21 protein-coding genes are annotated in these 21,179 nt (G+C 67.2%); 10 read left to right on the top strand and 11 right to left on the bottom strand.

The genetic code is table 11. From position 1 onward, the window contains the following. The first annotated feature begins 9 nt into the window (after positions 1-9). The 7 genes from AAFF27_05305 to AAFF27_05275 all read left to right on the top strand — a co-directional run bounded on the left by AAFF27_05305 (position 10) and on the right by AAFF27_05275 (position 7,545). On the top strand, positions 10-1,164 hold the full coding sequence (locus AAFF27_05305) for an ABC transporter ATP-binding protein (GenBank protein ID XAH24614.1): 1,155 nt from the start codon (positions 10-12) through the stop codon (positions 1,162-1,164). Continuing rightward, on the top strand, positions 1,161-1,955 hold the full coding sequence (locus tag AAFF27_05300) for an ABC transporter ATP-binding protein (protein ID XAH24613.1): 795 nt from the start codon (positions 1,161-1,163) through the stop codon (positions 1,953-1,955). Before AAFF27_05305 ends, AAFF27_05300 begins: the two co-directional genes overlap by 4 nt. A gap of 8 nt (positions 1,956-1,963) precedes the next feature. Further along, a complete protein-coding gene (locus AAFF27_05295) occupies positions 1,964-2,677 on the top strand; it encodes an ABC transporter ATP-binding protein (GenBank protein XAH24612.1) in 714 nt (237 codons plus the stop codon). Between the two features lie 129 nt (positions 2,678-2,806). Continuing rightward, positions 2,807-3,946, top strand: a complete 1,140-nt coding sequence (locus AAFF27_05290) for a branched-chain amino acid ABC transporter substrate-binding protein (GenBank protein XAH24611.1) — start codon at positions 2,807-2,809, stop codon at positions 3,944-3,946. Positions 3,947-3,979: 33 nt separating this feature from the next. Continuing rightward, a complete protein-coding gene (locus AAFF27_05285; GenBank protein XAH24610.1) occupies positions 3,980-4,972 on the top strand; it encodes a porin in 993 nt (330 codons plus the stop codon). A 78-nt stretch (positions 4,973-5,050) separates the two neighbouring features. After that, positions 5,051-6,646, top strand: coding sequence for a methyl-accepting chemotaxis protein (locus AAFF27_05280; protein XAH24609.1), 1,596 nt, complete (start codon positions 5,051-5,053; stop codon positions 6,644-6,646). After that, positions 6,646-7,545: an amino acid ABC transporter substrate-binding protein gene (locus AAFF27_05275; GenBank protein ID XAH24608.1), complete on the top strand. Its 900-nt coding sequence runs from the start codon at positions 6,646-6,648 to the stop codon at positions 7,543-7,545. The genes AAFF27_05280 and AAFF27_05275 overlap by 1 nt, the downstream gene beginning before the upstream one ends. An 85-nt stretch (positions 7,546-7,630) precedes the next feature. On the opposite strand, the gene AAFF27_05270 is transcribed toward AAFF27_05275, so the two are convergent. The 6 genes from AAFF27_05270 to AAFF27_05245 form a co-directional block, all read right to left on the bottom strand. Continuing rightward, entirely contained in the window at positions 7,631-8,761 is a 1,131-nt protein-coding gene (locus tag AAFF27_05270) for an acyl-CoA dehydrogenase family protein (protein XAH24607.1), read from the bottom strand. A 34-nt stretch (positions 8,762-8,795) separates the two neighbouring features. Continuing rightward, a complete protein-coding gene (locus AAFF27_05265; GenBank protein ID XAH24606.1) occupies positions 8,796-9,461 on the bottom strand; it encodes an SDR family oxidoreductase in 666 nt (221 codons plus the stop codon). 72 nt (positions 9,462-9,533) lie between these two features. Next, on the bottom strand, positions 9,534-10,715 hold the full coding sequence (locus AAFF27_05260; GenBank protein XAH24605.1) for an acetyl-CoA C-acyltransferase: 1,182 nt from the start codon (positions 10,713-10,715) through the stop codon (positions 9,534-9,536). A gap of 30 nt (positions 10,716-10,745) precedes the next feature. Continuing rightward, on the bottom strand, positions 10,746-12,557 hold the full coding sequence (gene aceK, locus AAFF27_05255) for a bifunctional isocitrate dehydrogenase kinase/phosphatase (protein ID XAH24604.1): 1,812 nt from the start codon (positions 12,555-12,557) through the stop codon (positions 10,746-10,748). Positions 12,558-12,576: 19 nt separating this feature from the next. Beyond that, positions 12,577-13,242, bottom strand: a complete 666-nt coding sequence (can, locus tag AAFF27_05250; protein XAH24603.1) for a carbonate dehydratase — start codon at positions 13,240-13,242, stop codon at positions 12,577-12,579. 26 nt (positions 13,243-13,268) lie between these two features. Beyond that, positions 13,269-13,685, bottom strand: coding sequence for a MerR family DNA-binding transcriptional regulator (locus AAFF27_05245; GenBank protein XAH24602.1), 417 nt, complete (start codon positions 13,683-13,685; stop codon positions 13,269-13,271). A 134-nt stretch (positions 13,686-13,819) separates the two neighbouring features. Between AAFF27_05245 and AAFF27_05240 the strand changes: the two genes are divergently transcribed. Beyond that, complete coding sequence (locus AAFF27_05240) at positions 13,820-14,875, top strand: MBL fold metallo-hydrolase (GenBank protein ID XAH24601.1); 1,056 nt, start codon at positions 13,820-13,822, stop codon at positions 14,873-14,875. 8 nt (positions 14,876-14,883) lie between these two features. Next, positions 14,884-15,237, top strand: a complete 354-nt coding sequence (gene arsC / locus AAFF27_05235) for an arsenate reductase (glutaredoxin) (protein ID XAH24600.1) — start codon at positions 14,884-14,886, stop codon at positions 15,235-15,237. 4 nt (positions 15,238-15,241) lie between these two features. Here the strand turns inward: arsC and AAFF27_05230 are convergent, their stop codons facing one another. Further along, entirely contained in the window at positions 15,242-15,673 is a 432-nt protein-coding gene (locus tag AAFF27_05230) for a rhodanese-like domain-containing protein (protein XAH24599.1), read from the bottom strand. Positions 15,674-15,774: 101 nt separating this feature from the next. Here AAFF27_05230 and AAFF27_05225 point away from each other — a divergent pair, with 101 nt between their 5' ends. After that, entirely contained in the window at positions 15,775-16,545 is a 771-nt protein-coding gene (locus AAFF27_05225; protein ID XAH24598.1) for an SDR family oxidoreductase, read from the top strand. Between the two features lie 123 nt (positions 16,546-16,668). Here the strand turns inward: AAFF27_05225 and AAFF27_05220 are convergent, their stop codons facing one another. The 4 genes from AAFF27_05220 to glyS all read right to left on the bottom strand — a co-directional run bounded on the left by AAFF27_05220 (position 16,669) and on the right by glyS (position 21,173). Then, positions 16,669-17,619, bottom strand: coding sequence for a SprT family zinc-dependent metalloprotease (locus tag AAFF27_05220; protein XAH24597.1), 951 nt, complete (start codon positions 17,617-17,619; stop codon positions 16,669-16,671). A 5-nt stretch (positions 17,620-17,624) separates the two neighbouring features. Then, positions 17,625-18,359 (bottom strand): lysophospholipid acyltransferase family protein, encoded by a 735-nt coding sequence (locus AAFF27_05215; GenBank protein ID XAH24596.1) that lies wholly within the window; start codon positions 18,357-18,359, stop codon positions 17,625-17,627. Between the two features lie 74 nt (positions 18,360-18,433). Beyond that, the gene (gmhB, locus tag AAFF27_05210; GenBank protein ID XAH24595.1) at positions 18,434-19,018 is read right to left on the bottom strand and encodes a D-glycero-beta-D-manno-heptose 1,7-bisphosphate 7-phosphatase; all 585 of its coding nucleotides are present in this window, start codon (positions 19,016-19,018) and stop codon (positions 18,434-18,436) included. A gap of 28 nt (positions 19,019-19,046) precedes the next feature. Then, positions 19,047-21,173: a glycine--tRNA ligase subunit beta gene (gene glyS, locus AAFF27_05205; GenBank protein ID XAH24594.1), complete on the bottom strand. Its 2,127-nt coding sequence runs from the start codon at positions 21,171-21,173 to the stop codon at positions 19,047-19,049. Positions 21,174-21,179: the final 6 nt, after the last annotated feature.

Genomic DNA, 21,179 nt, shown 5'->3' with positions numbered 1-21,179 from the left:
GGGCCCGCCATGGAAAAACTGTTTCACCACAAATACTTCGCCTGGGTGCTCGTCGCGGCCCTGGTCATTCTGCCGCTGGCGGTGCAGCCCTTTGGTGCGGGCTGGGTGCGCATCATGGCGCTGGCGCTGCTGTACGTGCTGCTGGCGCTGGGCCTGAACATCGTGGTTGGCTATGCCGGCCTGCTCGACCTGGGCTTTGTCGCCTTCTACGCCGTGGGCGCCTACCTCTATGCGCTGCTGAGTTCGCCGCACCTGAGCGAGAACTTCGAGACGATTGCCGCCCTCTTCCCGAATGGTCTGCACACACCGGTGTGGCTGCTGGTGCCGCTGGCGGCACTGGTCGCGGGCATGGCCGGCATTCTGCTGGGCCTGCCGGTGCTCAAGCTGCGTGGCGACTACCTGGCCATCGTGACGCTGGGCTTTGGCGAAATCATCCGGGTGTTCATGAACAACCTGGAATACCCGGTCAACATCACCAACGGCCCGCGCGGCATTGACCGCATCGACCCGATCCAGATCGCCGGCGTGAGCCTTGGCAAGCCCTTGCAGGCCCTGGGCCTGCAGATCCACCAGGTCACGCTGCACTATTGGCTGTTCCTGGCGCTGGTGCTGCTGGGCATCGTCGTCTGCTACCGCCTGCAGTCCTCGCGCATCGGCCGCGCCTGGATGGCGATCCGCGAGGACGAGATCGCCGCCAAAGCCATGGGTGTCAACACCCGCAACATGAAGCTGCTGGCCTTTGCCATGGGCGCCTCTTTTGGCGGCGTGTCCGGCGCCATGTTCGCCTCCTTCCAAGGCTTCGTCTCGCCCGAGTCCTTCAGCCTGACCGAGTCCGTGATGATCGTCGCCATGGTGGTGCTGGGCGGCCTGGGTCACCTGCCGGGCGTGGTGCTGGGTGCGCTGCTGCTCGCCGGCCTGCCCGAGGTGCTGCGCTACGTCGCCGGCCCGCTGCAGGCCATGACGGACGGCCGGCTCGACGCCGCCATCCTGCGCCAGCTCATGATCGCACTGGCCATGATCGTCATCATGCTGGTGCGCCCGCGCGGCCTGTGGCCCACGCCCGAGCATGGCAAGGCAGGCCCCCAGCCGCAGCACGCGCCAAAACGCGGCTTCACCCTGTTCCGCACGCGCGCAGTGGCCAGCCTGGGCGAGGTGGCACGATGAGCGCCGTCGCAACAGCAGCAGCACCCGTGCTCCAGGTCTCTGGCGTCAGCAAGCGCTTCGGCGGCCTGCAGGCGCTGTCCGATGTGGGCATCGCCATCCAGTCCGGCCAGGTCTACGGGCTGATCGGCCCCAATGGCGCCGGCAAGACCACCTTCTTCAACGTACTTACCGGCCTGTACGTGCCGGACGCCGGGCGCTTTGACCTCTGCGGCAAGGCCTACAAGCCCTCGGCCGTGCACGAGGTGGCGCGCGCCGGCATTGCCCGCACCTTCCAGAACATCCGACTGTTCGGCGACATGACCGCGCTGGAGAACGTGATGGTCGGGCGCCATGTGCGCACTGGCTCCGGCCTCATCGGCGCGCTGTTCCGCGGCCGCAGCTTCCGCGCCGAGGAAGCCGCCATCACCCAGCGCGCGCACGACCTGCTCGACTACGTGGGCATCGCGCACTACGCCGAGCACCGCGCACGCACGCTGAGCTACGGCGACCAGCGCCGGCTGGAGATCGCACGCGCGCTGGCCACCGATCCCAAGCTGATCGCGCTCGACGAGCCCGCCGCCGGCATGAACTCCACCGAGAAGGTGGTGCTGCGCGGCCTGATCGAGCGCATCCGCGCCGACGGCCGCACCATCCTGCTGATCGAGCACGACGTGAAGCTGGTCATGGGCCTGTGCGACCGCGTGACCGTGCTCGACTACGGCAAGCAGATCGCCGAGGGCACGCCCGCCGAGGTGCAGAGAAACGACAAGGTGATCGAGGCCTACCTGGGCGCCGGTCACAAAGTGCATTGAGGACACACATGGCCGACATCCTGCTCAAGGTCAAAGACCTGCAAGTCGCCTACGGCGGCATCCGTGCCGTCAAGGGCATTTCCTTCGAGGTGCGCGAAGGCGAACTCGTCAGCCTGATCGGTGCCAACGGCGCCGGCAAGACCACCACGCTCAAGGCCCTGACCGGGCTGCAGCCGATGACTGGCGGCTCGATCGAGCTGTTCGGCCGCTCCATCAACGGCAGCGGCACCTGGGACCTGGTGCAGCAAGGCCTGGTGATGGTGCCCGAGGGCCGCGGCACCTTCACGCGCATGACCATCTTCGAGAACCTGCAGATGGGCGCGTTCACGCGCCGCGACGCAGGCATCGCGGCGGACATCGACCGCATCTTCGCGCTGTTCCCGCGCCTGAAAGAGCGCCGCGACCAGCTCGCCGGAACGATGAGCGGCGGCGAACAGCAGATGCTGGCCATGGGCCGGGCGCTGATGGCGCGCCCCAAGGTGCTGCTGCTCGACGAGCCGTCCATGGGGCTGGCGCCGCTGATGGTGGACAAGATCTTCGAGGTGATCTCGGACATCCACAGCCAGGGCACCACGGTGCTGCTGGTGGAGCAGAACGCCAGCCGGGCGTTGGCGCTGGCCGATCGCGGCTACGTCATGGACTCAGGAGAGATCAGCGCCAGCGGTGCCGCGCAGGACCTGCTGGCCGACCCGAAGGTTCGGGCCGCTTATCTAGGGGAGTGAGCTGTCACGCGGGAATTGCTGCAGAGGGACGGCGAGCAACGTTTACCCGCACGTTTGCACGCGCCGTGGCTTCACACACGAGGCCACGGGCGGATCGCCTATTTTTTAATCTTCGAGGAGTGCGTTTTCATGAAACTCAGACTGAATGCCGTCATGGCGGTTGTTGCCCTGTGCGCCACGGGCGCCGCCTATTCCCAGGAACTGGTCGTCAAGATCGGTCACGTCGGCCCGACCAGCGGTGCCATTGCCCACTTGGGCAAGGACAACGAGCTTGGCGCGCGCATGGCCATCGAGGAGCTCAATGCCAAGGGCGTGACCATCGGCGGCAAGAAGGCCAAGTTCGAACTGCTGGCTGAAGACGATGCCGCCGATCCCAAGCAGGGCACGGCTGCAGCGCAGAAGCTGGTGGACGCCAAGGTCAACGGCGTGGTCGGTCACCTGAATTCGGGCACCACCATCCCGGCCTCCAAGATCTACAACGATGCCGGCATCCCGCAGATCTCGCCCTCCGCCACCAACCCCAAGTACACGCGCCAGGGCTACAAGACGGCCTTCCGCGACGTCGCCGATGACACCCAACTGGGCGGCACCCTCGGCCGCTATGCGGTGCAGCAGCTCAAGGGCAAGGCCATCGCCGTCATCGACGACCGCACCGCCTACGGCCAGGGCGTAGCCGAAGAGTTCGCCAAGTCTGCCAAGGCTTCAGGCGCCGACATCGTCGACCGCCAGTTCACCAACGACAAGGCGACCGACTTTGCCGCCATCCTGACCGCCATCAAGGCCAAGAAGCCCGACGTGATTTTCTTCGGCGGCATGGATGCCGTGGGCGGCCCGATGCTGCGCCAGATGAAGCAGCTTGGCATCAGCGCCAAGTTCATGGGCGGTGACGGCATCTGCACCACCGACCTGCCCAAGCTGGCGTCGGGCACCGCGGCAGACGACCAGATCGTTTGCGCCGAAGCCGGCGGCGTGGAGGGCTCGCAGAAGGTCGGCATGGACAAGTTCCGCGCCGACTTCAAGCAGAAGTTCAACGTGGAAGTGCAGATCTACGCACCCTACGTCTATGACGCCGTGATGGTGCTGGCCGATGCCATGGTCCAGGCCGGCTCGTCCGAACCCGCCAAATACCTGCCGGCACTGGCCAAGATCAATCACAAGGGTGTGACGGGCGACATCAGCTTCGACGAAAAGGGCGACATCAAGAACGGTGCGCTCACGCTCTACACCTACCGCGGCGGCAAGCGCGAACAGATCGCCGTCGTGCGCTGATCCCCACTTTCATACCCTCAAGGAAATACTCCCATGAAAAAGTCCTACGCCCGCAGCCTGCTGGCCCTTGCCTGCATCAGCGCCGGCTCCGCCGCCATGGCACAAAGCAGCGTGACCCTGTACGGCCGCATCAACACCTCGATCGAGAACCAGCGCTTCGGTGGCAGCTCGCGCTGGGTCGAGCAGAACAACTCCTCGCGCTGGGGCGTCAAAGGCACGGAAGACCTCGGCGGCGGCATGAAGGCCGGCTTCGGCCTGGAAAGCGGCTTCAACTCCGACACGGGCGTGGCAGCCCCCGTGTTCTTCGGACGCCGCAGCGAAGTGTTCCTGTCCAGCAGCGTCGGCACCGTGCGCCTGGGCCGCTTCTTCAGCGAGGCCTACTACGCCACGGCCGACTACGTGAGCATGCACAACCACGACACCGGCACCTCGGCCGATGTGCTGTATGCCTATATCGGCCGCAACGAGAACAAGGTGGCCTACCGCGCACCGGAGTTCGTGCCCAACCTGAGCATCGAAGGCTCCGTCTCGATGCCCGAGAAGGTGCCCGGCCTGAAGAGCAACTACGACCTGGCCGTGAACTACGTCACGGGTGCCCTGCAGCTGGGTGCAGGCTACGAACAAGCCGACACCGAAGCCCTTGGTACCGTGCGCGGCATCACCAAGAGCCAGGGCGCGCTGCGTGCCCTCTACACCACGGGCCCGTTCACCTTCGGTGGCTACGTGCAACGCGACAAGAACGCCTTCGCCAACAGCTCCTTCCTCGAAACCGGCACCCGCACCAACGTGCGCCTGGTCGGCATGTATGCGCTGGGCGCCAGCGAGTTCCACGTCAACGTGGGTGCAGCCGGCAAGTCCAGCCAGGTGGCAGACAGCTCGGCACGCCAGTACACGCTGGCCTACAACTACAACCTGAGCAAGCGCACCAAGGTCTATACCTTTGTCACCAAGGTGGCGGACAGCTCGGCCGGCCTGTACGGCGGTGATTTCCGCTCCTTCGCTGTGGGCGTGCGCCACAACTTCTAAGGCCCAGGTCTTGCTGGTGCGGGGTGCAGCAAGCACCCCGCACCTTGCCGGCCTCCCCACTGCTTTAGGAAGAACCCCATGCTCTCGGTCCGTCGTATCTCTGTGCGCTCACGCTTCTACCTGGTGATGGCCATGGTCAGCCTGTCGCTGTTGGTACTGGCGGCCTGGAGCACCTGGTCCACACGTGAATCCATTGCCACGATCACGGCGTTGTTCGACCACCAGAACCGCACCGGCCAGCAGATTGCGGCACTGCGCGAATCCATGGCCAGCGTGCGGCGCTACCAGGCCGAGATGATCGCGGTCGCCGTATCCAACCCCTCCGACGTGGAGCGCGTGCACACGCTCTGGAAGAAGGAGATGACCCAATTGCGCGACGGCGGCCAGGCCATGGCCGGCGAAGCGAGCACGGCAGGCACCGAGGCGGCGAAGTTCTTCGCCCAGCAGCCCGCCCTGCTGACTGAAGTAGAAACCGTCATCAACCCCATTGCCACGCAATTGGGCGACGCCAAGATGGACGCCAGCGCGGCCGCCGCCTATGCCCAAAGCGCTGATGGCGCACTCGATGCCCTGCAGGCCGGCCTGAGCGAGGTGCTCAAGGCGCAGCAGGCCCAGACCCTGCTGGTGCGGGATGAGATCCAGGCCAAGTCGGCACGCGACTCCGGCGCCCGGCTGCTGCTGGTGGGCCTGACCCTGGCCATCTTCCTGCCCTTGATGGCCCTGACCCTGCGCTCACTGTGCGGCCCACTCGACCAGGCGGTCGCAGCAGCAGGCCGCATCGCCGACGGCGACCTGGACGGCAGCTTCGACCTGGACGGAAACGACGAGACCGCCCGCCTGATGCAGGCGCTGGCCCATATGCAGACATCGCTGCGCCGCCTGGTCGGCCAGATGCGTGAATCCTCGCTGAGCATCGAGCTGGCCAGCACCGAGGTCGCGGCTGGCAATACCGACCTGTCCCAGCGCACCGAATACACCGCCAGCAACCTGCAGCGCACGGCGCACTCTATGGCCGGCCTGACCGAAAGCGTGCAGCGCTCGGTCGAATCCGCCGGCGCTGCCAGCCAGCAGGCGTCAGACGCCGCCTCGGTGGCGGTGCAGGGTGGCGCGGCCGTGGCCGAGGTGGTCAGCACCATGGCCGAGATCAGCGCCTCTTCACACCGTATAGCCGACATCGTCGGCGTCATCGATGGCATTGCCTTCCAGACCAATATCCTGGCGCTCAACGCCGCAGTCGAGGCGGCGCGGGCCGGCGTGCACGGCCGCGGCTTTGCCGTGGTGGCCAGCGAAGTGCGCAGCCTGGCGCAGCACGCCGCCAACGCCGCCAAGGAAATCAAGGTCTTGATCGGCGCATCAGCGCAGCGCATTGCATCGGGGTCACGGCTGGTGCAAGACACCGGCGCCCAGATGCAGGCCATCGTCTCCAGCTTTCACCGCGTGAAAGACATCATCGACGAGATCAGCACCAGCTCCCATCTGCAGCACGCCGGCATTGCCGAGCTGAACACCGCGATGGTGGAGCTGGAAGGCATGACCCAGCAAAACTCCGCCCTGGTGGAGCAGAGCACGGCAGCCGCCGCATCGCTGCAGTCCCAGGCGCGCATGCTGGCGGCGGTGGTGTCGCGCTTTCGTACGGCGGATGCCATGAGCACCAGCATGGGCACGGTGGCCTGATGCCTGCGTACCAGGCCACCCTCTGCGCCTGCCTGGCCACGGTGCTGCTGGCGGCCCCGGCCTGGGCCAGCGACACGCTGGAGAAGATCCGCAGCAGCCGCGAGATCGTCATCGGCTACCGCGTCGACGCCGTTCCTTTCTCATACACCGTGCCGGGCCAGGCCCAGCCGATGGGCTATGCGATCGACCTCTGCAAGAGCATTGTCGAAGCGGTGCGCAACGAGCTGAAGCTGCCCACACTGGCCGTGCGCTACCTGGCGGTGGACAGCAAGGAGCGCTTCCCGGCCGTGACCGAGGGCCGCGTCGACCTGGAATGCGCCAACACCACCAACACGCGCGAGCGGCGCGAGAAGATCGGCGTGGCCTTCACCGTGCCCGGCTACATCGCCGGCACACGCATGATGGTGCACACCGACTCGGGCATACAGCGCCTGGAAGACATGCGCGGCAAGCGCATCGCCACAACCGAGGGCACAACATCGGTGGGCGTCATCCGCACCAAGAACACCGAGCTGAGCCTGGGCCTGCAGATCAGCGAATGCAAGGACGACCAGGGCTGCTTCGACCTGCTGCAGCGCAAGCAGGTTGACGCCTACATGATGGACGACATCCTGCTCTACAGCTTTCGCGCCGCGTCCGCAGACCCGGAATCACTGCAGGTGGTGGGCAAGTTTTTGTCCATCGAGCCGCTGGCCATCATGCTGCGCAAGGACGACCCGGCCTTCAAGAAGCTGGTGGACGCAGAGATGCTGCGCATGGTCTACGAGCGCCGCCTGCACCAGATCTACCGCCAGTGGTTCGAGTCCCCGATCCCGCCCAACGGCCGCAACCTGCGCGTACCGATGAACTACCTGCTCAAGGACTTCTTGAAATTTCCGTCGGACAAGGTGGGCGACTAAGCACCACCACCGCACCATTCTCTTCAGGGTTGGCATAGCGTCTAAGCTTTGCCTTAAGGCCGTGGCTTCTGCCACGGCCTTTTTTTTAGGCCAGCGCGCGTTGGATCAGCAAGCGCTGGATGTCTGAGGTGCCCTCATAGATCTGGCACACGCGCACGTCGCGGTAGATGCGCTCCAGCGGGAAGTCATTCACATAGCCGTAGCCGCCCAGCGTCTGGATGGCCGCGCTGCAGACGCGCTCGGCCATCTCGCTGGCGAACAGCTTGGCCATGGCCGCCTCCTGCAGGCAAGGCCGGCCGGCGTCGCGCAGCGCGGCCGCATGCCAGACCAGTTGGCGCGCGGCCTCGATCTGCGTGGCGCAGTCGGCCAGCCTGAAGCCCACGGCCTGCTGCTCGAAGATGGCGCCGCCGAAGGCCTGGCGCTCTTTGGCGTACTGCAGCGCCACTTCGAAGGCGCTGCGCGCCATGCCTATGCTTTGCGCGGCAATGCCGATGCGCCCGCCTTCCAGCCCGCCCAGGGCAATTTTGTAGCCCTCGCCTTCCGCGCCGATGCGGTTCTCTACCGGGATGCGGCAGCCGTCCAGCTGCACCAGCGCGGTGTCGCTGCTGTGCTGGCCCAGCTTGTCCTCCAGCCGCGCCACGGTGTAGCCCGGCGCGTCGGTGGGCACCAGGAAGGCGCTCATGCCGCGCTTGCCGGCGGCCTTGTCGGTCACGGCGATGACGATGGCCACCTGGCCGTTCTTGCCGCTGGTGATGAACTGCTTGCTGCCGTCCAGCACGTAGTGGTCGCCCTCGCGCCGCGCCGTGCTGCGCAGGGACGAGGCATCGCTGCCGGCCTGCGGCTCGGTCAGGCAGAACGCGCCCAGCATGCGGCCCTGGGCCAGCGGCTCCAGCCACTGGCGCTGCTGCTGCGGGTTGCCGTAGCGCAGCAGGATGGCATTGACCGGGCAGTTGGTGACGCTGATCGCGGTGCTGGTGCCGCCGTCGCCGGCGGCGACTTCTTCCAGCACCAGCGCCAGGCTCAGGTAATCCAGGCCGGCGCCGCCCAATTCTTCAGGCACGCAGATGCCATAGGCGCCGAGCGCGGCCAGGCCCTGGTGCGCCTCACGCGGGAAGTGGTGCTCGCGGTCCCAGCGCGGGGCGTGGGGCCACAACTCTTTCTGGGCAAAGTCGCGCACCGCGTCGCGTATGGCTTCCTGGTCTGGGGTCAGCAGCATGGGGTTGTCTCCAGCATTCTTTGTTTTTGAAAAATTACCAGCGCTCGGCGCGCCGGCCGTCGTGGTGCAGCAGGCGCCCGCGGTCGGCCGGCGTCACGCTGGCCAGCGTGCGCACCAGTCCCTGCACGCTGTGCTCCACGGTCAGCGGCGCGGCCGCGCCGCCCATGTCGGTCTGTGTCCAGCCCGGGTCCAGCGCCACCAGCGTGGCGCGCTGCCACACCGGCTGCGCGGCAGCCACCGCCATGTTGAGTGCCGCCTTGCTCACGCGGTACAGCCAGGCGTCGCTGCCGGCCTCGCTGATCAGCGACATCTCGCTGGTCAGAAAGCCAAACACGCCGCCGACTTCTTCCACCATCGGCGCCACCTGCGGCAGCGCCTGCATGGCACCCAGCACATTGGTGTGCATGAGCTGGTCGAACTGGGCGTGCGTAGGCGGCGTGGCGGCGCTGTGGGCATCCCACAGGCCGGCCACGTAGAGCGCGATGTCGAGCTTTTCGCCGTCGAGCTGCCAGGCCAGGCCGCTCACGCTGGCGGGCTGGGCCAGGTCTACGCGCAGCGCCTCGGCCCCCAGGGCGCGCAGCCGCTGCAGGCCGGCGTCGTCGCGTGCGGTGGCGATCACGCGTGCGCCTTGCGCCAGGTACTGGCGCGCGAACTCCAGGCCTATGCCGCGTGAGGCGCCGAGGACAAGAACCGTGCTCATGGCGTCATTCTGGGAAATTTAAGGAAAAAGTGGCTCTAGCCCAGGCGGGACCTGGGCTATTAGCTATATTTATTATAGCAACTCAATGGCCATGGCCGTGCCTTCGCCACCGCCTATGCACAGCGTGGCGATACCGCGCCGGCCGCCGCGCGCCTGCAGCGCGTGCAGCAGGGTGACCAGCAGGCGCGCGCCGCTGGCGCCGATCGGGTGGCCCAGCGCGCAGGCGCCGCCGTTGACGTTGACGATCTCGTGCGGCACCTTCAGCTCATGCATGAGCGCCATGGGAACTACGGCGAAGGCCTCGTTCACCTCCCACAGGTCCACGTCGGATGCGCTCCAGCCGGCCTTGAGCAGCGCCTTCTCGGTGGCGCCGACCGGCGCGGTGGTGAACCATTCGGGCGCCTGCGCATGCATGGCGTGCGAGACGATGCGCGCCAGCGGCTTGGCGCCCAGCCTGGCGGCGGTAGAGGCCCGCATCATCACCAGCGCCGCAGCGCCGTCATTGATGGACGAGCTGGAAGCGGCGGTGATGGTGCCGTCCTTCTTGAAGGCTGGCTTCAATTGCGGGATCTTGTCGAGCTTGATCTTGCCCGGGCCTTCGTCGATGGCCACCTGCACCTCGCCCGCACGGGTCTTGACCGTGACCGGCGTGATCTCGGCAGCAAAGGCGCCTGAGGCGGTGGCCTGCTGCGCGCGGCGCACGGTCTCCACGGCGAAGGCGTCCTGCGCCTCGCGGCTGAAGCCGTAGTGCGCAGCGCAGTCTTCGCCAAAAGTGCCCATGGCGCGGCCGGGCTCGTAGGCGTCTTCCAGGCCGTCCAGCATCATGTGGTCGAAGATCTGGCCGTGGCCGATGCGGATGCCGCTGCGGCCCTTGGGCAGCAGGTGCGGCGCGTTGGTCATGCTCTCCATGCCGCCGGCCACGATCACGTCATGCGTGCCGGCCAGCAGCATGTCGTGCGCAAACATGGCGGCCTTCATGCCCGAGCCGCACATCTTGCTCAGCGTGACCGCGCCCGCGCTCTGCGGCAGTCCGCCCTTGAAGGCTGCCTGCCGTGCCGGTGCCTGGCCCTGGCCGGCCATCAGGCAGTTGCCGAACAGCACCTCGCCCACCGCAGCAGGATCAACGCCCGAGCGCTCCATGGCGGCGCGGATGGCGGCGCCGCCCAGGTCGTGCGCCGCAAGGCTGGCGAAGTCGCCCTGGAAGCCGCCCATGGGGGTACGCGCGGCGCCAACGATAACGATGGGATCAGTCATGGAAGATGTCTCCTGGTGCAATGAAAAATTTCAGGCAGCGCGCCGGTGAGCAAGGCGCTTGTCCTGGTCGTAGGGAAAAACGTCGTAGACATGGCCGGCCTGGATGCGCTCCTTGTGCTGCTGCCAGAAGGCCACGTCCAGCAGGTCGGCGTGGTGGCGCATGAACACTTCGCGCACCGCGTCATGGCCCAGCAGAAACGGGGCGAAGGTCTCGGGGAACACGTCGCGCGGGCCGACCGGGTACCAGACCTCGCCACTCATCTCGTCTTCTTCGTTGCGCGGCGCGGGCACGCGGCGGAAGTGGCAGTCGGTGACGTACTCGATCTCGTCGTAGTCGTAGAACACCACCTTGCCGTGGCGGGTGACGCCAAAGTTCTTCCACAGCATGTCGCCGGGGAAGATGTTGGCGGCCACCAGGTCCTTGATGGCATTGCCGTACTCGACCACGCTCTTCTCCACCTGGGCGCGCGCGGCCTGGTGCTGCAGCCCGGCATCAAACGCCTCCTGCAGGTAGAGGTTGAGCGGCACCATGCGGCGCTCGATGTAGAGGTGCTTGATGATGACCTCGACCTGGTCGTCCTGGTCGCGGTCGGATATCTCCAGTTGGCTGGGCGCGAACTTTTCGATCTCGGCGATCAGCTCGTCCTCGAAGCGCTCGCGCGGGAAGGCGACCTCGCTGTACTCCAGCGTCTCGGCCATGCGGCCGACGCGGTCGTGCTGCTTGACCAGCAGGTACTTGGCCTTGATCTGCTCGCGCGTGGTGTCCTTGGGCGGCGGGTAGTAGTCCTTGATGAGCTTGAAGACGTAGGGGAACGACGGCAGATCAAACACCAGCATCACCATGCCCTTGATGCCCGGCGCAATGCGAAAGCGGTCGCTGGAATGCCGCAGGTGGTGCAGGAACTCGCGGTAGAACAGCGTCTTGCCCTGCTTGGCCAGGCCCAGCGCGTTGTAGAGCTCGGCACGCGGCTTGCGCGGCATCATCGAGCGCAGGAACTGCACGGTGGCCGAGGGCACCTCCATGTCCACCATGAAGTAGGCGCGCGCAAAAGAGAACAGCATCTGCAGCTCGTCCTCGCCAAACAGCACCGCATCGATCACCAGCCGCCCGGGCGCGCCGTCCGCTGCGTGCAGGATGGGCAGCGCAAACGGCAGCTCGAAGAAGCCATTGATCAGCTTGCCGACCAGGTAGGCGCCCTTGTTGCGGTAGAACAGGCCGGACAGCACCTGGATCTGGAAATTGGCGCGCAGCGTGATGCCCGTCAGGCGCGCTGCCATCGCCGCGGCCACCTCGCGCGCATCACGCTCCAGGTCCTCGAACGGCGGCAGCAGCTGGAAGTTGTCGACGATGCGCACCAGCGTGGCCCGCAGCGTCTCGGGCGTGGGGTAGTAGGCGCGGTAGGCGGGCCGGGCCGCCGGGGCGTCGTCTTCCAGGTACTCGGTGCTGACCGCCGGCCGCACAAAGATGAAGTCGTTGTGGAAGTGCGTGCGGTGCAGGATCTTGGTGGTGACCGAATTGAAGAAGGTCTCGGCCAGCTCCGGCTGCAGGTGGCCCACCAGCTGGCCGATGTAGTGCAGCTTGGCCTGGTGCCAGACATCCATGGGCTGCTCGCCGGCCTTGAACTCGCGCTCCAGCCGCGTCACCGCCTCTTTCACGCGCAGGTCGTAGAAGGCGATGCGCTCGCGCTGTGCGCGCTGCTGGCCATGCCAGTCGGCGGTCTCGAAGCGGTGCTTGGCACGCGCAGATTCGCTGCGGAACAGGCGGTAGTGGCGGTCAAAGCCGTCCACCATCGCCCGCGCAATGCCATAGGCCAAGGCCGAGTCGAGGCGCTGCGGGAACATGGCAGGCCGCGCGTGAGGCTCAGCTGGCGCGCCGCTTCACGGCAATGCGCTCCAGCGCGGCCAGGTAGATGCTGTCGAGCGAGTCGCTGCCCGATACCGTCATGCCCAGGTCTTGCAGCAGGCCGTCGTGCACGCCAAAGGCCCAGCCGTGGATGGTGACCTTCTGGCCGCGTGCCCAGGCATCGAGCATCACGGTGCTGACGCAGACGTTGACCACCTGCTCGATCACATTCAGGTCGCACAGCGTGTCGGCGCGCGAGCCCTCTGGCATGGCCTCGATCAGGGTGCGGTGGCGGTCGCGCGTGCTCTGGATGTGGCGCAGCCACTGGTCGGCCAGGCCGATGCGCGCGCCTTCCAGCGCCGCCTGCACGCCCGAGCAACCGTAGTGGCCCACCACCATGATGTGCTCGACCTTGAGCCGGTCCACCGCAAACTGGATCGCCGACAGCGCATTCAGGTCCGAATGCACCACGATGTTGGCCACGTTGCGGTGCACGAACACCTCGCCCGGCTCCAGCCCGGTGATCTGGTTGGCCGGCACGCGGCTGTCGGAGCAGCCTATCCACATGTACTTGGGCGTTTGCTGCTTCACCAGGCCGGTGAAGAAGCCGGGGCGCTCGCGCTCCATCTGCGCGGCCCAGGCGCGGTTGTGTTCAAAGAGTTCGCGGGGAGATGAATCAGTCATGCGGGCGATGGTAGCGACAAGATGTTTCAGGGGGCTGGGCGCTTGCGCGCAGCGGGTTTCTCTGCACGGGCGAGCACGGAGCGCGCTTCTTTCTCGTGCGCGCGCACCTCTTCGATATTGGCCTGCAGATCGGCCATCTGCAGCTCCAGCTGGCCGCGGTGCTGCTCCAGCACGGTGAGAAAGCGGCGCAGCTGCGGCGCCGTATCGCGCGGGCTGTCGTACATGTCCAGCAGTTCCTTGGCCTCTACCAGCGACAGGCCCAGGCGCTTGGCGCGCAGCGTGAGCTTGAGCCGCGCCCGGTCGCGCGCCGAGTACACGCGCGTGCGGCCACCCGGCCCTTGCCGCTCGGGCTGCAGCAGGCCCATGTCTTCATAGAAGCGCATGGCACGCGTCGTCAGGTCGAATTCGCGCGCAAGGTCGCTGATGGTGAAGGTGGTGGACATCAAGAAGAAGCAGGAAAAGGCTCAGTGCGCAGGCGACAGCGCGCATGCACCGGCGTCCCTACAATGGGTGGATTACATATTACGTTTACGTCAACGTCAATCCGGGTTGGCCCGGCATGGCGCACGTGCCCCGCATGAACGCACTCGAACAACGCCTGTACTACCCGCTGGATGAAACCCTGCCGGAGCCCGGCACCGCGCTCGAGGTGGCACCCGGCATCCGCTGGGTTCGCATGGGCCTGCCCTTTGCACTGAACCACGTCAACCTCTGGCTGCTGCGCGACACCCTGGACGGCCGCGACGGCTGGACCGTGGTGGACTGCTGCATCGACGCGCCAGAATCACGCGCGCAGTGGCAGCAGGTGTTTGACAGCGGGCTGGACGGCCTGCCGATCCTGCGCGTGATCGTGACCCATATGCACCCCGACCACATCGGCCTGGCGCACTGGCTGTGCGAGCGCTGGGACGCCCGCATGTGGATCAGCGCCACCGACTACTACGCGGCGCGCCTGGGCTCGCATGGCGCCGGTTTTGGCGGCGAGGGCGCGGCGGAATTCTTCAGCTCCCACGGCCTGGCGGAGCCCGAGGCCATGGAGAAGATCCGCACCCGCCGCAACTACTACAAGAGCCTGGTGCCCACCGTGCCATCGAGCTTTAGGCGCCTGATGGATGGCGACACGGTAGCCATTGGCGGCCGCGACTGGACCTGCATCTCGGGCTACGGCCACGCGCCCGAACACATCGCGCTCTACTCGGCCGAAGCCGGCGTGCTGCTGGGCGGCGACATGATGCTGCCGCGCATCTCCACCAATGTGAGCGTGTTCGACGCCGAGCCCGAGGCCGATGCGCTGAGGCTGTTCCTGCGCTCGATAGACCGCTTCGCCCCGCTGCCCGCCGACACCCTGACCCTGCCCGCGCACGGCAAGCCGTTCGAAGGCCTGCACGAGCGCATCCAGCAGCTGCATGACCACCACCGCGAGCGCCTGGCCGAGCTGCTGGTGGCCTGCACCGCCGCGCCGCAATGCGCGGCCGACGTGCTGCCGCTGCTGTTCCACCGCGCGCTCGACGCCCACCAGATGAGCTTCGCCATGGGCGAGGCCATTGCCCACCTGCATGCGCTGTGGTTTACCGGCCAGGTACGGCGCGAGCGCGACGCCAAGGGCATCTGGCGCTTCAAGGCGCCGGCATGATGTCGGGCATGAACTACACGATCTATCACAACCCACGCTGCGGCACCTCGCGCAGCGTGCTGGCAGCACTGCAGGCTGCGGGCATTACGCCGCACATCGTCGAGTACCTGAAGACCCCGCCCACACGCAGCGAGATCGCAGAGCTGGGTCGGCGCGCCGGCGGCGGCGTGCGCGGCCTGCTGCGCGAGAAAGAAGCGGCCTATGCCGAGCGCGGGCTGGGCGATCTGGCCCTGAGCGACGAAGCCCTGCTCGACGCAATCGAAGCCGAGCCCGTGCTGCTGAACCGCCCCATCGTCGTCTCGCCCAAGGGCGTGCGTCTGTGCCGGCCGGCGGAGACGGTGCAAGCGCTGCTGCCGGGCTAGCGCGTCAGGCCTGTTGCCATGGCAGGCCGCGAAAGCGCCAGCCGCCCTTGTGGCCACGGTGCTTGTCGGCATCCGCATCGCCCTCGAAGCCTTCGAGGATGTTGTAGGCCTCTACCCCCAACTCGGTCGCACGCTTGGCCGCTGCGATAGAGCGCACGCCGCTGCGGCACAACAGCAGCACCTTCTTGCCCTGGGCCGCAGCCTGCACGCCCGCGTCAAACGCCGGGTTCAGCGCCATGCCGGGCCATTGCTTCCAGGCCAGCGGCACGGCGCCGGGCACAAAGCCCACCCATTCGCGCTCGGCGTCGGTGCGCACGTCCACCAGCACGGCCTGGCCGGACTGCACCCAGTCCCAGGCCAGTTGCGGTGTGACGTCGCCGGCATAGCCCTCGGCGGGACGGGCGGATGTGGCGGGGGAAGAGGCTGGTGCATTCATGGTGCGGAAATTCTGCCAGCTTTGCTGGCGCGCAGGTGACGGGCAAACCGCGCCGCCGCGCCTAAGCTGGGGGCATTCGACCACCACGCGGAGACACATGCATGCAAGATCTTTTCTCGCTTAAAGGGCGCACGGCGCTTGTTACCGGCGGCTCGCGCGGCATTGGCCGCATGATTGCGGCGGGCTTTCTGGCACAGGGCGCGCGGGTCTATATCTCGGCGCGCAAGGCCGAGGCCTGCGAGCAGGCCGCACGCGAGCTATCGGCCACGGGCGACTGCATCGCGCTGCCGGCCAATGTGGCCACGCTGGAAGGCGCACAGGCGCTGGCCCAGGCCTATCTGGCGCATGAGCCCGGCGGGCTCGACATCCTGGTCAACAACGCTGGCGCCGCCTGGGCCGCGCCCTATGACGAGTTCCCGGAGAGCGGCTGGGACAAGGTGGTGGACACCAACCTCAAGGCGCCCTTCTTCCTGACCCAGGCGCTCACCCCCGCGCTGCGGCAGAAGGCCAGCGCCGCGCAGCCGGCCAAGGTCATCAACATCGCCTCGATAGACGGGCTATCGGTCAACCCGATGGAGACCTACTCCTACGCCGCGAGCAAGGCCGGCCTGGTGCACCTCACGCGCCGCATGGCGCTGCGCCTGATCGAAGACCAGATCGTGGTCAGCGCCATCGCCCCCGGCGCCTTTGCCTCGAACATGAACCTGGAAGCACGCGACCACGGCGAAGAAACCGCCGCCCGCATCCCCGCCGGCCGCATAGGCCGAGACGAAGACATGGCCGGCGCCGCCATCTACCTGGCCTCCCGCGCCGGCGACTACGTGGTCGGCACGACCCTGGTAGTAGACGGCGGCGTCACCCACGCGAGGTAATAGGGAAATAGGGCACGGCCCAATGCGCAGAACACCGCAGAACCGGCTTTGCCGGGCTGCAGGTGTTGCCCCCGGAAGGGGGTTGGCGAAGACGCGAAGCGCGTAGCCTGGGGGTGAGCCCAGTCAGTCCCACCGCGGCGCACCCTCGACCCGCAGCTCGCGGCGCAGCGTCATGTGATCCGGCACCTCGCTCGCCACCACGGCCCAGAAACGCGCGCTGTGGTCCATGTGGCGCAGGTGGGCCAACTCGTGCACCACCACGTAATCGACCACCTCGGGCCGGAAGTGCATCAGCCGCCAGTGCAGGCGGATCGAGCCGGTGCTGCTGGCGCTGCCCCATCGGGCGCGCGCGCTGGTAAGCGCAAAGCGCACCCAGCGCACGCCCATGCGCGGCGCAAAGTGGTCCAGCCGCAGCACGAACAGGCGCCGCGCCTCGGCCTGCAGCCAGGCGCGCACCGCAGCGGCAATGGCGTCAGAGGTGGCATCGGCCGGCAGCGGCAGGCGCAGCACGGGTGCCGCGCCCTCTGTGCGCAGCAGCACGGCCTTGGCAACGCCACCCGCCGGGGCGCCCGCCGGCCGGCCAAGCGCCACCACGGCGGTCTCGCCCAGCAGCGGAAACTGCGCCCCCTCGGCCCAGTCAATGCTGTGGTGCTGCTGGCGCCGCGCGCCGGCCTCGGCCAGCTTGCGCAGGATCCAGTCGGCCTTCTCGACCAGCGCGGCATCGATCTCGTACATCGGCACCCAGCTCGGGGCGCGTATCACCAGCCCTTCCGGGCCGACCGAGAAGCCGATGGTGCGGCGCTTGCCACGGCGGAATTCATAGGCCACGCGGCGGCCGTCCAGCATCGCCTCGCGGTTGGCCAGCGGGTGTTGCGGCAAGCTGTCATCCGCTCCTGAAAGTAGAGCAGAAGGCCCCCGCCCCTCCTCGGATTCAGGCACTTTTGCCTTGGAAATCCGGGGGCGCGGCAGGCCGGCGGGCGTGCGCTGACGCGGCGGCGGCGGCATCGCGCCCGCGTCCTCGGCAGAGGTCAGCGCACCGAAGAAATCAAGCGCCAGTTGCACCAGTCCTCGCATCGGGTTTACCGGTAGGCCTCGGGGTCGAGCCGGCGCATCTCAGCTTCAATCCAGGCTTCCACCTCTTGCATCAGCTCGTCGGCCTTGCGGCCAACACTTGGGATCGCCGGGCCGATGGATACATCGACCACGCCCGGGCGCTTGATGAAGGCCTTGCGCGGCCAGCACTTGGCCGAGGTCACGGCCACCGGCACCACCGGCGCACCGGTCTGGATGGCCAGGCGTGCGCCGCCGGATTTATAGACGCCCTTCTGGCCGCGCGGAATGCGCGTGCCTTCCGGGAACATGATCACCCACACGCCTTGCGCCAGCAGCTTGCGGCCCTGGGCCACCACCTTGGCAAAGGCGCGCGTGCCGTCGCGGCGGTCGATGTGCACCATGTCGAGCCGGCCCATGGCCCAGCCAAAGAAAGGCACCTGCAGCAGTTCCTTCTTGAACACGTAGGCCAGCGGATGCGGCATCAGCGTGGGCATGAGGAAGGTCTCGAAAGTGGACTGGTGCTTGACCAGCAGCACGGCGGCGCTGGTCTCGCCGGTGGGCAGGTGTTCCATGCCCTGCACCCGCACCTGGATGCCCAGCAGCACGCGTGCGCCGCTCACCGCCCAGCCCAGCCAGCGCGCGGCCATCCAGTAGAGCGGCGGGCCACGGCGCCAGAGCGAGGCGACCAGCATGATGATCGCCCAGGGGATGACGGTGACGAGCATCCAGAGCGCATGCAGGACGGAACGGATCAGGGACATGGAAAATATTTTCTAGTGATTTATGGCTTAAGCCGTTATCAGTCAACGACTTATAGCTATATTTTTAGTAGCAGTCAAACGGCCATGCGCAGCGGTGCCAGCGCATCGCGCTCAACCACGAAGGCAGCGAAGGCGACCAGGTCTGCGTGCACCTTCGTGCCCGGTGGCAGATCCGCCGGCAACGGCTCGCCGCCGCTGCCGAGCGAGCTCTGGTGCGCACCGGACAGCACCAGGTGCGGCTCGCAACCCGCAGCCACCGCGGCCTGCAGGTCACGCACCCGGTCGCCGGCCATGGGCACGCCCTGCAGCTCTATGCCATAGCGCTCGGCAATCTGCAGCAGCAGGCCAGGCTGCGGCATGCGGCAGGTGCAGATTTCTTCCGGCCCATGCGGGCAGTAGAAGATCGCATCCACCCGCCCGCCCGCCGCCGCCAATTGCTTGTGCAGCTTGGTGTGCATGGCATTGAGCGCATCCACATCAAACAGCCCGCGCCCCAACCCCGACTGGTTCGACACCACCACCACGTGGAAGCCCGCATGGTTGAGCTGGGCGATCGCCTCCAGCGCACCCGGCAGCGGCTGCCATTCGTCGGCGCTGGTGACGTAGTCGCCATGGCCCTGGTTGATGGTGCCGTCGCGGTCGAGGATGATGAGTTTCATGGGGCCTCCGGGGCGGCAATGGGCTGCGTCAGGCCACCAGGCGCGACAGGTCGGCCACGCGGTTCATGGCCTTGTGCAGCACCTGCAGCAGGCCTTGACGGTTCAGGCGCAGGTCGGCTTGCTCGGCATTGACCATCACGCCGTCGAAGAAGGCATCGACCGGTGCACGCAGCGCGGCCAAAGTCTGCAGCGAGGCGGTGTAGTCACCCGCGGCAAACTGCGCGTCGGCCTGCGGCGCGATGCGCTGCAGCGCGGCGTAGAGGTCTTTCTCAGCCGGCTCCTGCAGCAGCAGCTCGCTCACATGGGCATCGACTGCATCGGCCTTCTTCAGGATGTTGGAGACGCGCTTGTTGGCCGCTGCCAGGGCTGCGGCTTCGGGCAGTGCGGCAAAGGCGCGGACCGCCGCCAGGCGCTTGGGCACATCGCCCAGGCGCTGCGGGCGCAGGGCCAGCACGGCGTCCACCTCTTGTGCGCTGTAGCCTTGCTCGCGCAGGGTGCCGGCGAGGCGGTCGTAGATGAAGTCGAGCAGCGCCGCAGACGGGTCCTGCACCTTGTCGCCAAAGGCCGGCACGGCCGCGCGGACCAGAGCGTCCAGGTCCAGCGGCAGGCCCTTCTCGGAAAGCATGCGCACCACGCCCAGCGCATGACGCCGCAGCGCAAATGGATCGCGGTCGCCGGTCGGCAGATTGCCGATGCCGAACATGCCCACCAGGGTCTCCAGCTTGTCGGCCAGGGCCACCACCACGCCCACATCATTGCGCGGCAGTGCATCGCCGGCGAAGCGCGGCTTGTAGTGGTCTTCGATGGCGTCGGCCACCGCCTGCGGCAAGCCGTCATTGAGCGCGTAGTAACGGCCCATGGTGCCTTGCAGCTCGGGGAATTCGCCGACCATGTCGGTCACCAGATCGGTCTTGGCCAACTGCGCGGCCTGGTCGGCCTGCGCCGCCAGATCGGCGCCGCCCAATTGCTGCGCAATGGCCTTGGCGATGGCGCGCACACGCTCCACTCGCTCGCCCTGCGTGCCCAGCTTGTTGTGATAGACCACCTTGCCCAGGCCCTCGACGCGCGAGGCCAGCGTCTTCTTGCGATCCTGGTCGAAGAAGAACTTGGCATCGGCCAGGCGCGGGCGCACCACGCGCTCGTTGCCGCCGATCACCGCGCTGGCATCGTCCGGCGTGATGTTGCTCACCACCAAAAACTGGTGCGTGAGCTTGCCCGCCGCGTCCAGCAGCGGGAAGTACTTCTGGTTGGCCTTCATCGTGAGGATCAGGCATTCCTGCGGCACGCCGAGGAATTCCTTTTCGAACTGGCAGACCAGCACGTTGGGGCGCTCGACCAGGGCCGTGACCTCATCCAGCAGCGCGTCGTCCTCGATAGGCAGCACGCCGCCGCCAATGCGCGCGGCTGCGGCTTGCAGTTGGCGCGCGATCTCGGCCTTGCGCTCGGCAAAGCTGGCGATCACTGCGCCTTCTTCGCGCAGTTGCTCGGCATAGCTGTCGGCATCGCGCAGCACCACCGGATCGAGCTTGGCCTCAAAGCGGTGGCCGTGCGTGGCGTTGCCGGCCGTAAGGCCCAGCGCCGTGACCGACAGCAGCACTTCGCTGCCATGCAGCGCCACCAGGCCGTGCGCCGGGCGCACGAAGCTGACCGTGCTCCAACCGGGCAGCTCGCAACCGGATTCGAGCTGGTAGCCCATGACCTTGGGGATGGGCAGCTTGGCAATCGCCTCGGCCAGCGCCTTCTGCAGGCCATCGGCCAGCGTGGCGCCAGGCGCGGTGCTGTCGTAGAACAGGGCTTCGGCCTTGCCGTCCTGCTGGCGCTTCAGGCCGGCCACGGCCGACGCATCGGCGCCCAGCGCGGCCAGCTTCTTCAGCAGCGCGGGCGTGGCGTTGCCGGCCGCGTCCAAGCCCACCGCCACCGGCATGAGCTTTTGCGACTGCGCGCGGTCGGCGGCGCGCCCGGCCACTTCGGTGACATGCACGGCCAGCCGGCGCGGGGAGGCAAAGGCGGTGATGCGAGAGGCGGTGCCTGCAAGCCCTTGGGCCTTGAGCTGCTCGACCAGCACGGCGGCAAACGCATCGCCCAGCTTCTTCAAGGCCTTGGGCGGCAGCTCTTCCACAAAGAGCTCGACCAGCAGATTCTTGTTCGTCGTCATCGTTGT

It is taken from the genome of Xylophilus sp. GW821-FHT01B05 (assembly GCA_038961845.1).
GTDB lineage: Bacteria > Pseudomonadota > Gammaproteobacteria > Burkholderiales > Burkholderiaceae_C > Xylophilus.
The sequence above is the reverse complement of the archived record's forward strand: the minus strand, read 5'-3'. Positions and strand labels throughout refer to the sequence as shown.

Coding starts and splice junctions, on each gene's coding strand:
- AAFF27_05305 (XAH24614.1), top strand. CDS start 10: ATGGAAAAACTGTTTCACCACAAATACTTCGCCTGGGTGCTCGTCGCG.
- AAFF27_05300 (XAH24613.1), top strand. CDS start 1,161: ATGAGCGCCGTCGCAACAGCAGCAGCACCCGTGCTCCAGGTCTCTGGC.
- AAFF27_05295 (XAH24612.1), top strand. CDS start 1,964: ATGGCCGACATCCTGCTCAAGGTCAAAGACCTGCAAGTCGCCTACGGC.
- AAFF27_05290 (XAH24611.1), top strand. CDS start 2,807: ATGAAACTCAGACTGAATGCCGTCATGGCGGTTGTTGCCCTGTGCGCC.
- AAFF27_05285 (XAH24610.1), top strand. CDS start 3,980: ATGAAAAAGTCCTACGCCCGCAGCCTGCTGGCCCTTGCCTGCATCAGC.
- AAFF27_05280 (XAH24609.1), top strand. CDS start 5,051: ATGCTCTCGGTCCGTCGTATCTCTGTGCGCTCACGCTTCTACCTGGTG.
- AAFF27_05275 (XAH24608.1), top strand. CDS start 6,646: ATGCCTGCGTACCAGGCCACCCTCTGCGCCTGCCTGGCCACGGTGCTG.
- AAFF27_05270 (XAH24607.1), bottom strand. CDS start 8,761: ATGCTGCTGACCCCAGACCAGGAAGCCATACGCGACGCGGTGCGCGAC.
- AAFF27_05265 (XAH24606.1), bottom strand. CDS start 9,461: ATGAGCACGGTTCTTGTCCTCGGCGCCTCACGCGGCATAGGCCTGGAG.
- AAFF27_05260 (XAH24605.1), bottom strand. CDS start 10,715: ATGACTGATCCCATCGTTATCGTTGGCGCCGCGCGTACCCCCATGGGC.
- aceK (XAH24604.1), bottom strand. CDS start 12,557: ATGTTCCCGCAGCGCCTCGACTCGGCCTTGGCCTATGGCATTGCGCGG.
- can (XAH24603.1), bottom strand. CDS start 13,242: ATGACTGATTCATCTCCCCGCGAACTCTTTGAACACAACCGCGCCTGG.
- AAFF27_05245 (XAH24602.1), bottom strand. CDS start 13,685: ATGTCCACCACCTTCACCATCAGCGACCTTGCGCGCGAATTCGACCTG.
- AAFF27_05240 (XAH24601.1), top strand. CDS start 13,820: ATGAACGCACTCGAACAACGCCTGTACTACCCGCTGGATGAAACCCTG.
- arsC (XAH24600.1), top strand. CDS start 14,884: ATGAACTACACGATCTATCACAACCCACGCTGCGGCACCTCGCGCAGC.
- AAFF27_05230 (XAH24599.1), bottom strand. CDS start 15,673: ATGAATGCACCAGCCTCTTCCCCCGCCACATCCGCCCGTCCCGCCGAG.
- AAFF27_05225 (XAH24598.1), top strand. CDS start 15,775: ATGCAAGATCTTTTCTCGCTTAAAGGGCGCACGGCGCTTGTTACCGGC.
- AAFF27_05220 (XAH24597.1), bottom strand. CDS start 17,619: ATGCGAGGACTGGTGCAACTGGCGCTTGATTTCTTCGGTGCGCTGACC.
- AAFF27_05215 (XAH24596.1), bottom strand. CDS start 18,359: ATGTCCCTGATCCGTTCCGTCCTGCATGCGCTCTGGATGCTCGTCACC.
- gmhB (XAH24595.1), bottom strand. CDS start 19,018: ATGAAACTCATCATCCTCGACCGCGACGGCACCATCAACCAGGGCCAT.
- glyS (XAH24594.1), bottom strand. CDS start 21,173: ATGACGACGAACAAGAATCTGCTGGTCGAGCTCTTTGTGGAAGAGCTG.